The following is a 14263-nucleotide window of genomic DNA, read 5'->3' as shown; positions in this document are numbered from 1 at the left end:
AAAAATGATTTTTCCCGGCGGTTGACTCACCAGCCGTAAAAGCGCGGCCAGACCTCCGTCGTTCCGTCGCCGGACAGCGCGTGGTATTCGGGGAACTGGGCGCCGGTGGCGCAGGCGTGGTTCGGCAGGATGCGCAGTTGCGTGCCGACCGGGAAGCGTTCGGCGATCCGGTCGTCGGGGTCGCCCTCGCGGGAAATGATGCCGTGCTCCTGGTTGGCGCCGCTCATCACGTAGCCGGGCAGCACCGTGCCGTTGACGGCGCACACCTGACCGTAGCCGAAGTCGCGCCGCTGCTTGGCCGTGCCGCGGTCGCGGCTCATCGCCATCCAGCCGGCATCGACGATGGCCCAGCCCTTGTCGGTCTGGTGGCCGATCACCGTGGTCAGGACGGAGAGGGCGATGTCGTCCGTCCGGCACACGCCGACGTTGTGCATCACCAGGTCGAAGAACACGTAGACGCCGGCGCGGACTTCGGTGACGCCCGCCAGGTTTTGCGCATGCAATGCCGTCGGCGTCGAACCGACGCTGACGCCAGGGCACGGCAGTCCCGCGCCGCGGAGATGCTCCGCCGCCTGCACGCAGCCGGCGCGCTCCTGTTCGGCCAGTGCGGCGAGGGCTTCCGGCGTGTCGAGCTCATAGCTCGATCCGGCGTGCGTCATCACGCCGCCGAGGCGCATGCCGCCCTCGGCCAGCCGCCTCGCCAGGTCCACCAGCCGATCCTTTTCATCGGGCCGGATGCCCGAGCGGTGGCCGTCGCAGTCGACTTCGATCCACACCTCGAAGGTTTCGCCGTGCTCCTTGCCGAACGCCGCGATGGCGTCCGCGGCCGCCGCGTTGTCGGCGATAATCTTCAGGTCGCAGCCTTGCCGGCGCAGCGCCAGGACCTTCGGCAGCTTGGCCGCCGTGATGCCCACGGCGTACAGGATGTCGCCGATGCCGGCGGCGAAGAACTGCTCGGCCTCCTTGAGCGTGGACACCGTGATGCCCTGCGCGCCCGCCGCCAGCTGCGCGTGCACCACCGGCAGGCATTTCGAGGTCTTGACGTGGGGCCGGAAGCGCACGCCGAGTTCGTTCATCCGGGTCTGCATGCGCTGGATGTTGGCCTGCATGCGCGCCGTGTTGACGATGGCCGCCGGCGTGTCAAGCCCGGCGAGGCGGGTCACGGCCGGGCCTCCGGGGCAAGCAGGGCGCAGAAGCGTTCGATGTCGACGTTGCCGCCGCTGATGATCACGCCGACGCGCTTACCCTTGAGCGCGTCCTTCATGGCACGCGCGGCGGCGATCCCCAGGCAACCGGTCGGCTCGACCACCAGCTTCATGCGCTCGGCGAAGAAGCGCATGCCGTCCACCAGTTGGGCGTCGGAGACGGTCAGGATGTCGTCGACCTCGCGCCGGATGATCTCGAAGGTGCAGGCGCCGAGATGCTGCGTCTGCGCGCCGTCGGCAATGGTCTTGGGCGTCTCGATGTGCACGATGCTGCCGGAGCGGAACGAGCGCTGCCCGTCGTTGCCCGCCTCCGGCTCGACGCCGTAGAGCGTGCAGCGCGGCGACAGGGCGCGCGCCGACAGGGCCGAGCCGGACAGCAGCCCGCCGCCGCCCAGGCTGACGAACAGGGCGTCGAGCTCGCCGACTTCCTCGAACAGCTCCTTGGCCGCCGTGCCCTGTCCGGCGATCACGTCCGGATGGTCGTACGGGGGGATCAGGGTCAGGCCGTGCTGCTCGGCCAGCGTCCGGCCGATCTGCTCGCGGTCTTCGGTGTAGCGGTCGTAGATCACCACGTTGCCGCCGTAGCCCCGCGTGGCGGCCATCTTGGCCGCCGGTGCGTCGTTGGGCATGACGATGGTCGCCGGAATGCCGAGCAGGGACGCCGACAGGGCGATGGCCTGCGCGTGGTTGCCGGAGGAATAGGTAACCACGCCGGCGCGCCGCTGGCGCTCGTCGAACTTCGACAGCGCGTTGAACGCGCCGCGGAACTTGAAGGCGCCCATGCGCTGGAGGTTCTCGCACTTGAAGAACAGCTCGGCGCCCGTCTCGCGGTTGATGGTGCGCGAGGTCATCACCGGGGTTTTATGGGCGTGGCCCCGCAGCCGGTCGGCGGCGGCGCGGACGTCATCGTAGGTGGGCAGTGTCAGCATGGATTTCTTCTCCTCCGGAGCGTTGGGATGGCTTACCACGGCCACGCGACGCGGGTTCCCGCGCCGGACGCCGTGGCCCGTTGCAGCAGCAGTTGCGCGACCGTCAGGTCCTGCAGGGCGATGCCGGTCATGTCGAAAACGGTGATGTCGTCCGGCTGCCGCGCGAAGGCGGCCTTGCCGGTCAGCAGTTCGCCCAGGGTGGTGCAGGGCAGGTCCTTCGCCCACTGGGTTTCGCCGATGGCGCGGGCCTGGACCGCGTCGTTGACGAACAGCCGCGCGCGGGCGAGCAGGCCGGCGGGCAGCTCGCGCTTGCCCTCGGTGTCCGCGCCGACCGCGTTGACGTGCGTGCCGGGCCGCACCGCGTCGAGGCTGAACAGCGGGCCGGTGCCGGGGGTCGCGGTGATCACGACGTCGCTGGCGGCGACCGCCGCGTCCCGGTCGGCCGCGTGCGCCAGCGCGCAGCCGCGCGCGGCCGCGTCCGGGCCGATCCCCGCCTCGAAGCGGGCGTCGGGCTTGCCGTTGACGCTGACGTAGGCGAGCGAGCGCAGCGCGGGCATCAGGCGCAGCGCGAAGCGCGCCTGGATCTGCGCCTGCACGCCGGTGCCGAAGACGCACAGCCGGACGCTTTCAGGACGGGCGAACTGCAGCAGCCCGAGCCCGCCGGCGGCGCCGGTGCGCAGCGTGGTGACCACGTTGCCGTCGATCACGCACAGCGGGCGCCCGGTGTCCGGGTCGAACAGGAGGATCGTCGCCTGATGCGGCTCGCCGCCGAGCGCGCGGTTGCCGGGCCAGAAGCCGGCCGCCTTGAAGCCCAGGATTTTCTGCCCTTCGACGCCGCCGGACTTGATGCCGAAGACGCCGCCCGAGGCGAGCTTTTCGCGCACCACGGGGAACACGCGGCCTGCGCCCAGGCCGTGCAGCCGGAAGGCTTCGCGCGTCGCGTCCAGCGCGTCGTCCAGGGTGAGCAGCGAGTCGACCTGATCCTTGTCGATGAGCAGCAGGCGGGTGTTCTTGGTCATGAGCTGGCCTCCGTGCGGTTCAGCCGCCGATCTGGCGGAAATCGATGTAGATGGTGGTGCGGGAAACGCCCAGGTGCCGGGCGACGGTGTCGATGGCGCGGCGCACCTCCAGGAAGCCGCCTGCCTTGAGTTCCCGCAGCAGGGCGCGGCGCTCGTCGGTCTTCAGCGCGCGCGGCGTCGTGGCGCGCTGGGCGGCGAAGGCGTCGATGCGTTCGAGCAATGTCTGCGACCCGACCGGGGCCAGCGACTCCCTGATTTCCTCTCCGGCGGCCGTGCTGCCGAACCGGGCGAGCACGTTCTGGAGATTCTGGAAGACGGTCAGATCGACGTTCAGGCACAGCGCCGCCACGTACTTCCCCTCGCGGTCCCGGATGCCGACCGACGTGCTTTTCGCCTGCCGGCCGTCGGGAAAGCGGTTGGGGTAATTGGCGACGACTTCCGGAAAGTCCGGGTCGGCGATGCGCTGGCTGCCCAGTTCCGTCACCGGCTCGCCGACGCCGCGGCCGGAGAGGTTGTTGTGGATCGCCAGGATGGCGTGCCGGCGGTCGGTCAGATCATGGACGACCACCTCGCAGAACGGCGCGAAGGTCTCCCCCAGGCCGCGCGCGATCTGCTGGAGTTGTTCGAGCAGATGGCGATGTTCGGAGCTTGTCGCTTTCATGTTTATATATTGTTAAATAATTGACAATATGTCAACTATTGTGATCCGCTTTATTAACCACCCCCAAAATCGACCAACCAAGCGAAAATCCCGTTTTCCGTTTTTACCGGGGCGCGTCCGTGAAATCGCTCGTTGACTGGTTGGCATTCCTCGAAAGCCTGCATCCCAAGGGGCAGGGCGGGATCGAGCTCGGGCTGGAGCGCGTGGCCCGCGTCAAGGCCCGGTTGGGGCAGCGGCAGGACTGCCCGGTGATCATCGTCGGCGGCACCAACGGCAAGGGCTCGACCTGCGCCTACCTGGAGGCGATCTACCGCGCCGCCGGCTATCGCGTCGGCTGCTACACCTCGCCGCACCTGCTGGCGTACAACGAGCGGGTACGCGTCGACGGCATGCCGGCGGGCGACGCCGAGCTGTGCGCCGCGTTCGCCCGCGTCGAGGCGGCGCGGCAGGCGGCCGGAGGCGTGGCGCTGACCTACTTCGAATTCGGCACGCTGGCCGCGTGGGAAGTGTTCGCGGCGGCGCGGGCGCAGGCCGTCATCCTGGAGGTCGGCCTGGGCGGGCGGCTCGACGCGGTCAACGTCTACGAGCCCGACGCGGCCGTGGTGACTGGCATCGCGCTCGACCATACCGACTGGCTGGGGCCGGACCGGGAAGCCATCGGCTTCGAGAAGGCCGGCATCTTCCGCGGCGGCAGGCCGGCCGTCTGCGCCGACGCGGACCCGCCCGGCAGCCTGCTGGCGCACGCGCAGGCCATCGGCGCCGACCTGCGCCTGATCGGCCGCGACTTCGGCTATGCCCGCGCGGACGACGGATGGTCGTACCGGGATGGCCACGGCGTCTGCCACGAGTCCTTGCCGATCCCGGCGCTGCCGGGTGCGCACCAGTTCGGCAACGCCTCGGCCGCGCTGGCGGCCATCGACGCCTTGCGGGACCGCCTGCCCGTGCCGGAACCGGCGGTCCGCGCCGGCCTGCGCGACGTCCGGCTCGTCGGGCGCTTCCAGCGCGTGCGCGAACGCCCGGCGGTGATCCTGGACGTCGCGCACAACCCGCAGGCGGTGGCCTGCCTGGCGGCAGGGCTCGACGCGATGGGCGCTTCCGGCCGCACCTTCGCCGTGGTCGGCATGCTGGCCGACAAGGACATCGTCGGCGCGCTGGCGACGCTGGCCGGCCGGATCGACGTCTGGCTGCTGGCCGGGCTCGACGTGCCGCGCGGCGCGCCGGCGGAAACCCTGGCGGCGGCGGTGGAGGGCGGGCAACTGGGCGGGCGGGTGGAGCGTTTCGCCGCGCCGGCCGAGGCCTTCCGGCGCGCCGCCGGGCTGGCGGCAGAAAATGATAGAATCGCCGTTTTCGGATCGTTCTACACCGTTGCCGCCGTCCTGCGCGAGATCGGGCAGGCCCGGCAGGATTGACCGGATTCGACCGCATCGTTTCCTTTTTTTGCCCGTCCATGTCAGATTCACCCGAAGCCAACCTGCAACTCAAGAAACGCGCCCGCCGGCGGCTGGTCGGCGCCGTGGCCTTCGCCGGGCTTGCCGCCGTGGTCCTGCCGATGGTCATGGACGAGGAGCCGAAACAGCAGGTGCAGGACGTGCAGATCCGCATCCCCGGCCAGGACCAGACGCCGCCGTTCAAGCCGAGGCTGGAACCGGCCGGCGGCGAAACGAAGGAGCCGCCCGCGCCGGCCGCCGAGGCGGCGCGTCCGGCCGAGAAACCCGTCGAGAAACCGGTTGAAAAACCCGTCGAGAAGTCTCCGGAAAAACCCGCGGCCAAGCCGGCGGAGAAGCCGGCTGAAAAACCGGCGGCGAAACCGACGGAAAAACCTGCGGACAAGGCCGCCGACAAGACGGCGGGTAAGAAACCCGACGCGCAGGCCGAGGCGCAGCGCGCCGCGGCGATCCTCGGCGGCAAGCCGGCCGGCGAAGCGTCCGCCGCCGCCGGCAACGGCGCCTACGTGATCCTCATCGGCGCCTTTTCGAACGCCGCCAACGTCAAGCAGCTGCAGACGAAGATGGGCGAGCTCGGCATCAAGGTGTACACCGAACCGCTCGACTCACCCGAGGGCAGGAAAACCCGCGTGCGCGCCGGTCCCTTCGCCAGCCGCGACGCGGCGGACAAGGCGCTGGAGAAGATGAAGCGCATCGGGGTCAACGGAGTGGTCGCGGCCAAGCGATGACGCCGTTCGACTACGCCGTTCTGGTCATCCTGCTGGCGTCCATGGCGCTCGGCGCGTGGCGCGGAGTGCTCGGCGAGATCCTCGCCGTCGCCGCCTGGGTGCTGGCCTTCTTCGCGGCCAAGTGGTGGGGCGACGAATTCGCCCGGCAGCTGCTGGCCGGCATCGGCGATCCGGTGGTGCGGCTGGTGGCGGCCTGGGTGCTCATCTTCGTGATCGTGCTGCTGCTCATGGCGCTGGTGCGCCTGGCCATCCGGGGCCTGCTCAAGGCGCTCGGGCTCAGCCTGTCCGACCGGGCGCTGGGCGTGCTCTTCGGCGCGGTGCGCGGCGGAGTGATCGTGCTGGCGCTGGTGGCGCTCGGCGGCATGCTGTCGCTGTCCAGGGAATCATGGTGGAGCGGCGCGTATCTGTCGGCGCCGCTCGAAACGGCGGTGCTGGCGTGCAAGCCCTGGCTGCCGCAGGACGTGGCTAAACGGATTCGATTCAGGTAGGAAAATCCCTATGTGCGGTATTCTCGGAGTCATGGCGAACACGCCGGTCAACCAGCTGCTTTATGACGGCCTGATGGTGCTGCAGCATCGGGGCCAGGATGCGGCCGGCATCGCCACGAGCAAGGACAACGCCTTTTTCATGCACAAGAGCCCGGGGCTGGTGCGCGACGTCTTCCGCACGCGCAACATGCGCGCCCTGCCGGGCAACATGGGCATCGCTCACTGCCGCTATCCGACGGCGGGCTCGCCGTCCGATTCGGCGGAGTCGCAGCCGTTCTACGTCAACTCGCCGTTCGGCCTGGTGCTCGCGCACAACGGCAACCTGACCAATACCGGGCAGCTGCAGGAGGAGATGTTCCGGCAGGACCTGCGCCACATCAACACCAGTTCCGATTCCGAAGTGCTGCTCAACGTTCTGGCGCACGAGCTGCAGGAGTCGGCCAAGGGCTTCCGGCTCGAACGGGACAGCATCTTCGCCGCCGTCGCCGGCGTGCATCGCCGCTGCAAGGGCGCCTATGCGGTGGTCGTGCTGATCGCCGGCTACGGCCTGCTGGCCTTCCGCGACCCGTTCGGCATCCGGCCGCTGGTGGTCGGGGTCAATGAGACGCCGCAGGGCCCGGAATACCTCGTCGCCTCCGAGTCGGTGGCGCTCGACACGCTGGGCTTCAAGGTGCTGCGCGACGTGGCGCCGGGCGAGGCGGTGTTCGTCGACACGGCGCACACGCTGCACTTCCGCCAGTGCGCCGAGGCGCCGGTGCTCTCGCCGTGCATTTTCGAGTACGTCTATCTGGCGCGCCCGGATTCGGTGATCGACGGCGTGTCCGTGTACGAGACGCGCCTGCGCATGGGCGAGCATCTCGCGGACAAGGTGGCGCAGAACCTGCCGGTCGACGACATCGACGTGGTCATCCCGATTCCCGATTCGAGCCGCCCGGCGGCGATGCAGCTGGCGCAGCGCCTGAACATCCCCTACCGCGAAGGCTTCGTGAAGAACCGCTACATCGGCCGCACCTTCATCATGCCGGGCCAGTCGATCCGCCGGAAGTCGGTGCGCCAGAAGCTCAACACCGTCGGCCAGGAGTTCAAGGGCAAGCGCGTGCTGCTGGTCGACGATTCGATCGTGCGCGGCACGACCAGCCACGAGATCGTCGAGATGGCGCGGGCGGCCGGCGCGCTCAAGGTCTATTTCGCCTCGGCGGCGCCGCCCGTGCGCTATCCCAACGTCTATGGCATCGACATGCCGACGCGCGGCGAGCTGATCGCCACCGGCCGTTCCGAGGCCGAAATCGCGCGCGAGATCGGCGCCGACGCCTTGGTCTATCAGGACCTGGAAGCGCTGAAGGCGTCGATCCGCGAAATCAATCCCGCGATCAACCTGTTCGACAGCTCGTGTTTCGACGGCTGCTACGTGACCGGCGACGTCACGGAGGCCTACCTCGACGCCATCGAGCGCGCGCGCGAGGGCTCCTCCGCCACGGCCGTCGTCGACGGCGGCGATTCGCGCCAGCTCGACCTCAACCTGAAAAACGCCGTCTGAGCGCAACCCCGGCACCGGCCGAGCGGTCAGGGGGCGCGGTATCGGCGATAATAGCGCCGACAGGGCTTGGCGGCGGGTGAGGGTGTGGCGGACAGCGTGGTAAACGAAGCAGAAGAAACGGCGGCGGCGAATCCGGCCGCAGGCACGGACCGGAAAGCGGGCGCGCAGGAAAATGGACGCCGCCGGATTCCGCTCAAGTACCGTCTGTTCCGCTGGGCGGTTTCCCTGGCCGTGCTGGCGGCCGTCGCCGCCGGCGCCTGGCATGAAGCCGGCGAGTCGACGCTGCAGGCGAAGTTCTTTTCCACGCTGGCCGGCAAGATGCGCTGGGAGGTGCGGCCCGGCGCCAATCCCGAGGCGTGGTTCCCGCTGCCCGGCCCGTACGACCATCGCCTGGGCTACAGCCGCATGCGCGACATGCTGCCGCGCCTCGCCGACGCGGGCTACGCGATTACCGCGCAGGCGCATCCGTCGGAAGAATTTCTCGAAACGGTCCAGCGCGGCTTCTATCCGATCTACGGTGAAAAAAACCAGGCCGGGCTGGCGCTGTTCGACCGCGACGGCGCCGTGCTGCAGCAGAGCCGCTTCCCCGAACGGCAGTACGCGACGTTCGAGGAGATTCCCCCGGTGCTGGTCAACGCCCTGCTGTACGTCGAGAACCGCGACCTGCTCGCGCCCGGTGCGCGGCGCAATCCGGCCGTTGACTGGGGGCGTTTCGCCCGTGCCGCGTTCGAGCAGGGCATGCGCGTCATCGACGGCGAAGGCGGCCGCGCCGGCGGCAGCACGCTGGCCACGCAGATCGAGAAATTCCGCCATTCGCCCGGCGGGCGCACGCACGGCGCTGGCGACAAGCTGCGCCAGATGGCTTCCGCCTCGCTGCGCGCCTACCTCGACGGCGAGGAGACGCTGGCCGCCCGCCGGCGCATCGTGCGCGACTACCTGAACTCGGTGCCGCTCGCCGGGCTGGCCGGCTACGGCGAGATCAACGGCCTGGGCGACGGCCTGTGGGCGTGGTACGGGCGCGATTTCGTCACGGCCAACCGCGTGCTGGTCGACGAGAACGCAGATCCGCAGCTGCGCGCCCAGGTCTTCCGCGAAGCCCTGTCGCTGATCGTCGCCCAGCGCCGCCCGTCCGGGCTGCTGCTCGACTCGACCGCGCGGCTCGACGGCCTGACCGACAGCTACCTGCGCCTGCTGGCCGGCGCCGGCGGCATTCCGGAGAGCCTGCGCGACGCGGCGCTGCACACGCGGCTCAAGCCCGCGCGGCGGGTGCGGCTTAACGGCGGCGTGTCCTTCGTCCAGCGCAAGGCGGTCAACGACGTGCGCGTGACGCTCGGCGAACTGCTCGGCGTAGAGGACCTGTACGCGCTCGACCGCTTCGACCTAGAGGCGCACACCACGCTCGACGCCCGCGCGCAGGCCGCGGTCACCGCCCAGCTCGGGCGCATGGCCGATCCGGCCTACCTGCGCTGCGCCGGCTTCGGCGAGCGCCGGCTGCTCGACCGCGGCGACCCGGCCGCGGTCAACTACAGCTTCACGCTGTACGAGCGGACGCCGCTCGGCAACCTGCTGCGCGTGCAGGCCGACAACCTCGACCAGCCGCTCGACATCAACGCCGGGACCAAGCTCGATCTTGGCTCCAGCGCCAAGTTCCGCACCCTGGTGTCCTACCTCAACGTCGTCGCCGACCTGCACCGCCGCTACGCCGGGCTCGACGGGAAGGGCCTGGAGGCGGTCGCCACGCATCCCGCCGACCGGCTGAGCAACTGGGCTCTCGACTACCTGCGCGCGCACCGCGAGGCCGGCCTGGCCGGGATGCTCGACGCGGCGCTGGAACGGCGCTATTCGGCGAGCCCGCACGAGGCCTTCTTCACCGGCGGCGGCATGCACCGCTTCTCCAATTTCAAGAAGGAGGACGACGCGCAGAACCCGACGGTGGCCGGCGCGCTGGAGCAGTCGATCAACCTGGTGTTCGTGCGCATCATGGGCGACGTGGTGCATTACCACGCCTATGAGGCCGAGGACGCCCCGGCGCGCGGGCTGCGCGAGGGCGACGCGAAGATGCGCGAGGAATTCCTCAACCGCTTTGCCGAGCGCGAGGGCATCGGCTTCCTGCGCGCCTTCTGGCACAAGTACCGCGACGTCGCTCCGGCGGAGCGCCTCGTCCTGCTGGCCGACACCGCGCCGGCCCGGCCGGCGCCGCTGGCCGCCGCCTTCCTGGGGACGCATCCGGGCGTTCCGTTCGACGACTACCTGGTCTTCATGCGCGGCCAGCTCGGCGAGAAGGCCGGCAGCGACGCCGGCCTGCGCCGCCTCTACGACGGCCACGCCGCGCGCCAGTACGACCTCTCGGACCTGGGCTACCTGGCGCGCGTGCATCCGCTCGAACTGTGGCTGGTGCGCTACCTGCGGACGCATCCCGAGGCCGGCCTGCCGGAAGTCATCGCCAACAGCGTCGCCGAACGGCGCGAAGCCTCGCGCTGGCTGTTCGCCAGCCGTTTCCGCCGCGCCCAGCAGGTGCGCATCGGCATCGTCGTCGAGGTCGCCGCCTTCGAGCGCCTCGCCACCGAATGGCGGCGGCTGGGCTATCCGTTCGAGCAGCTGGTGCCTTCGCTGGCCACCTCGATCGGCAGCTCGGCCGACCGGCCGGCGGCGCTGGCCGAACTGATGGGCATCGTGGTCAACGACGGCGTGCGCCGGCCGGCCGTGCGCATCGGCCGGCTCGATTTCGCCCTCGGCACGCCCTACGAGACGCGCCTGGAACGGCGCACGGAGCCCGGCGAGCAGGTGCTGCCGCCCGAAGTGGCGCGGACCGCCCGGCGCGCCCTGCTGCGCGTGGTCGACAGCGGCACGGCCCGGCGCGTCAAGGACGCCTATCGCGATGCGGACGGCAAGCCGATTCCGATCGGCGGCAAGACCGGCACCGGCGATCACCGCTTCCAGACCGTCGCCGCCGACGGCACGGTCAAGAGCTCGCGCGTGATGAACCGCGCCGCGACCTTCGCTTTCTACATCGGCGACCGTTTCTACGGCGTTGCCACCGCCTTCGTGCCCGGCGCCAAGGCGGCCGGCTACGACTTCACCTCGGCGCTGCCGGTGCAGCTGCTCAAGGAACTGCAGCCGGTGCTGCAGCCGCTGATCGCGGGGACGGCGGCGGGCGAGGGCAGGTGCGGCAAGGCCGGATGATCCCGGCGGCGCGGACGGCCGCCGGAACTAACCGGCGCGGGAAGGGAACGCCCCTGCCCGGTGCCTCAGATACGGAAGCGCCCGACCAGCTCGTGCAGGCCGTTCGATAGCGCGCGCAGCTCGGCGACCGTCTGCGTGGCGCTCTGCACGGCGTGATCGGCTTCGGCGGTGATGCGATTGACCTCCTCGGCCGAGCGCGCCATTTCGTTGGTGGCGACCGATTGCTCGCGGGTGGCGTCGGCGATGTCGCGGATCGAACCGACGACCTGGGCGATCTCGCCCTGGATGCCGGCGATCTCCGTGGCCACGGCCTGCGACGCGCCGAGCCCGGCGGCGACCGAGCGCCGGGTCTCTTCCATGTCGGCGAGGGCCGACTGGATGTCGCCGTGCGTCGAATCGATCAGCCGGCCGATCTCGACGGTCGCCTTGGCGGTGCGCTCGGCGAGCTTGCGCACCTCGTCGGCGACGACGGCGAAACCGCGCCCGGATTCGCCCGCGCGCGCGGCCTCGATCGCGGCGTTCAGCGCCAGCAGGTTGGTCTGGTCGGCGATCTCGCGGATCGCGCCGATGATGGCGTTCATCTCCTGCGACCGCTCGCCGAGCCCGCCCAGCGTGGCCGCCAGGCGCGCCACCTCGTCGGATATCGTCCCGATGCCGCGGGCCAGGTCATTGACCGCGCCGACCGAGTGCAGCGACACCTCGCCGGTGCGCGTCGCGGTCTGCTCGGCCTGGCGGGCGTTGTCGGCGATGTGGTTGATGCTGACCGTGATCTGCTCGATCGTCGCCGCCGTGGAACTGAGGGTTTCCGCCTGGCGCCTCGATTCGTCGGCCATCGAGCGGGTGACGCCGTTCAGCGAATCGATGCCGGCGAACAGCGAATCGACCTTCTCGCGCACGTCGAGGAACATGTGGCGCAGGCTGTCGAGGAAGCGGTTGAAGGCGCCGGCGGTATGGCCGATCTCGTCGTTCGAGGACACCGGCAGCTTGCGCGTCAGGTCGCCCTGGCCGGTGGAGATTTCGGCGAGCGCGTCGCGCAGCCCGAACAGGCCCTTGAGCAGCCGCGCCAGCGCGAAACTCGCGCACAGCGCGCCCAGCGCGGCGATGACCAGCCCGGCCAGCACCAGCACGCCGAGCAGGGCGCGCAGCGGCGAGAGGATGGTCGCTTTGTCCACCACCACGCAGAGCGCCCAGTCGACCCCGCCGACCGGCGCGATGGCCACGTATTTGTCCGTGCCGTCCAGGTTCAGCTCGCGCAGGGCGATGCGGTCGCCCTGCGCCTGCAGCAGCGAGGCGTCGAAGCCGGCGACGATTTCGCCGACGGGCTTCAGCGCGCTGTCGGGCTTGGTGTGCGCGACGATCTTGCCGTCCCGCGTCGCCAGGAAGGCATAACCGTCGCCGCGCAGCTTAATCGAGTTGACGATGGCGATGATCTCCTCCAGCGAGATGTCGCCGCCGACCACGCCCGGCTGCCCTTCGTGTTCGAACCCCCGCGCCACCGTGATGCCCGGTTTCTTGGTGCTGGCGAAGATGTAGGGCGCGGTGGCCACCGTGGCCTTCTGCTCGGTGGCCAGCTTGTACCAGGGGCGCGCCGTCGGGTCGTAGCCCTCCGGCGGCTTCTTGTCCGGCAGGTGGTAGATCATGCGCTTGTCGGCGTAGCCCGCGAAGGTCTGGTCGAAGCGTCCCGCGTCCTTGCCAGCGGTCAGGAACGGGATCGGGTCCGCCGCCTGCGCGAGGCGGGACGCGGTGGCCTCGATCGCGTTGTAGCGCTGGTCCATCCAGCGCGCGAGGGCTTCGCGGTTGCCGTGCACGGCGGTTTCGATCTCCTTGCCGACGCCATCGACGATCTCCGCGCGCATCTGCCAGTAGGCGATGCCCGACAGCCCCGCGATGACGACCGCCAGCAGCGTGGCCACGAAAATCAACAGGCGTTGTTTCAAGGACATGGGGCGCTCCGATTCTCGGGGTTGGCAAGGTTCCGGGACGAAGGGATCAGTTCGGCAGCCAGTCGGTCGGCATCTTGAACGAATCGCGCAGCATGTAGCTCATCGGCATCTTCATGTTGATCTGGTTCGGGGGAATCGGGCTCTCGAACCATTTCTTGTAGACGCCCTGGATCTCCCCTTGCGTGATCATGCGGGCGACTTCGGTGTTGACCAGCTTCTTGAACGGCGCGTCGTCCTTGCGCAGCATGACGGCCAGCGGCTCGATGGTCAGCGCGTCCTTGGTGATCACGTAGCCGCCGGGGTCTTTCGACGCGGCGCGCAGGCTGTAGAGCAGCACGTCGTCCATCAGGAAGGCGACCCCCTTGCCGGCTTCGAGCAGGGCGAAGGACTCGGCGTGATCCTTGCCGAGGACCAGCTTGGCGTGCAGCTTGCGGGCCTCGTTGCGCTCATTGAAGAACTGCTCGCTGCTGGTGCCCTGCGTGGTGATCACGGTTTTTCCGGCCACGTCGTCGAACGCGGTGATGCCCGAATCCTTCTTGGTCAGCAGGCGGGTCGCCGCGATGAAGGTGGGGATGGTGAACGCCACCTGCTTGCGCCGCTCGGCGGTGTTGGTGGTCGAGCCGCATTCGAGATCGATCTCTCCCGACACGAGGTGGGTCATCCGGGTCGACGAGGAGACCGGCACGTACTTGACAGCGAGGACGGGGCGCTTCAATTCCCGCTTGACGGCCTCGACGATTTTTTCGCAGACGTCGATCGAATAGCCGATCGGGCGCTTGTCGCTCCCCAGGTAGGAGAACGGCGACGACGACTCGCGATAGCCGAGCGTCAGCGTGCCGGTGCGGGCGATCTTGTCCAGCGTGCCTTCCGCCCGCGCGGGCAGGGCGGCGATCAGTCCCGGCAGGACGCAAAGGGAAATGCTCAGTGCCCGCCAGCCGAAACGGTGAATCCATTGCGCATTCATGGGGTCTCCTGTATGTCGTCGGATGATCTCCCCGGCCTCGGGAAGATCGGAAGCGGAAATTCGCGGGCCGTCGCCGGCCGCCGTTACGGATGATACAGCGTAAGCCCGCGTCGGGCGCGAGGTCTTTTTCGGTCAACTGGCATGGCCACCGATTCGCCGGT

11 protein-coding genes are annotated in these 14263 nt (G+C 69.5%); 5 read left to right on the top strand and 6 right to left on the bottom strand.

Annotated features, from left to right (window positions below):
• Nucleotides 1–26: 26 nt before the first annotated feature.
• Genes QM701_RS05190 through QM701_RS05175 form a run of 4 tightly spaced genes read right to left on the bottom strand, consistent with a single transcriptional unit; the run spans nucleotide 27 to nucleotide 3814 of the window.
• Nucleotides 27–1163 (bottom strand): DSD1 family PLP-dependent enzyme, encoded by a 1137-nt coding sequence (locus QM701_RS05190; RefSeq protein WP_415166026.1) that lies wholly within the window; start codon nucleotides 1161–1163, stop codon nucleotides 27–29.
• Complete coding sequence (locus QM701_RS05185) at nucleotides 1160–2134, bottom strand: threo-3-hydroxy-L-aspartate ammonia-lyase (RefSeq protein WP_415166025.1); 975 nt, start codon at nucleotides 2132–2134, stop codon at nucleotides 1160–1162. The genes QM701_RS05190 and QM701_RS05185 overlap by 4 nt, the downstream gene beginning before the upstream one ends.
• A 32-nt stretch (nucleotides 2135–2166) precedes the next feature.
• Entirely contained in the window at nucleotides 2167–3153 is a 987-nt protein-coding gene (locus tag QM701_RS05180; protein ID WP_415166024.1) for an ornithine cyclodeaminase family protein, read from the bottom strand.
• A 19-nt stretch (nucleotides 3154–3172) separates the two neighbouring features.
• A complete protein-coding gene (locus QM701_RS05175) occupies nucleotides 3173–3814 on the bottom strand; it encodes a helix-turn-helix transcriptional regulator (protein ID WP_415166023.1) in 642 nt (213 codons plus the stop codon).
• A gap of 119 nt (nucleotides 3815–3933) precedes the next feature.
• Here QM701_RS05175 and folC point away from each other — a divergent pair, with 119 nt between their 5' ends.
• The 5 genes from folC (at nucleotide 3934) to QM701_RS05150 (ending at nucleotide 11195) form a co-directional block, all read left to right on the top strand.
• Complete coding sequence (folC, locus tag QM701_RS05170) at nucleotides 3934–5223, top strand: bifunctional tetrahydrofolate synthase/dihydrofolate synthase (RefSeq protein ID WP_415166022.1); 1290 nt, start codon at nucleotides 3934–3936, stop codon at nucleotides 5221–5223.
• Nucleotides 5224–5261: 38 nt separating this feature from the next.
• Nucleotides 5262–5987, top strand: coding sequence for an SPOR domain-containing protein (locus tag QM701_RS05165; protein WP_415166021.1), 726 nt, complete (start codon nucleotides 5262–5264; stop codon nucleotides 5985–5987).
• Entirely contained in the window at nucleotides 5984–6475 is a 492-nt protein-coding gene (locus QM701_RS05160; protein WP_415166020.1) for a CvpA family protein, read from the top strand. Before QM701_RS05165 ends, QM701_RS05160 begins: the two co-directional genes overlap by 4 nt.
• A gap of 10 nt (nucleotides 6476–6485) precedes the next feature.
• Nucleotides 6486–8012, top strand: a complete 1527-nt coding sequence (gene purF / locus QM701_RS05155) for an amidophosphoribosyltransferase (protein ID WP_415166019.1) — start codon at nucleotides 6486–6488, stop codon at nucleotides 8010–8012.
• A 96-nt stretch (nucleotides 8013–8108) separates the two neighbouring features.
• A complete protein-coding gene (locus tag QM701_RS05150; RefSeq protein ID WP_415166018.1) occupies nucleotides 8109–11195 on the top strand; it encodes a transglycosylase domain-containing protein in 3087 nt (1028 codons plus the stop codon).
• 65 nt (nucleotides 11196–11260) lie between these two features.
• On the opposite strand, the gene QM701_RS05145 is transcribed toward QM701_RS05150, so the two are convergent.
• Nucleotides 11261–13138 (bottom strand): methyl-accepting chemotaxis protein, encoded by a 1878-nt coding sequence (locus tag QM701_RS05145; protein WP_415166017.1) that lies wholly within the window; start codon nucleotides 13136–13138, stop codon nucleotides 11261–11263.
• Between the two features lie 46 nt (nucleotides 13139–13184).
• Nucleotides 13185–14102, bottom strand: coding sequence for an amino acid ABC transporter substrate-binding protein (locus tag QM701_RS05140; protein ID WP_415166016.1), 918 nt, complete (start codon nucleotides 14100–14102; stop codon nucleotides 13185–13187).
• Nucleotides 14103–14263 lie beyond the last annotated feature (161 nt).

This window comes from Propionivibrio sp. (assembly GCF_047602565.1).
In the GTDB taxonomy this organism is placed as follows: Bacteria; Pseudomonadota; Gammaproteobacteria; order Burkholderiales; family Rhodocyclaceae; genus Propionivibrio.
This window is presented reverse-complemented; position numbering and strand designations above follow the sequence as displayed.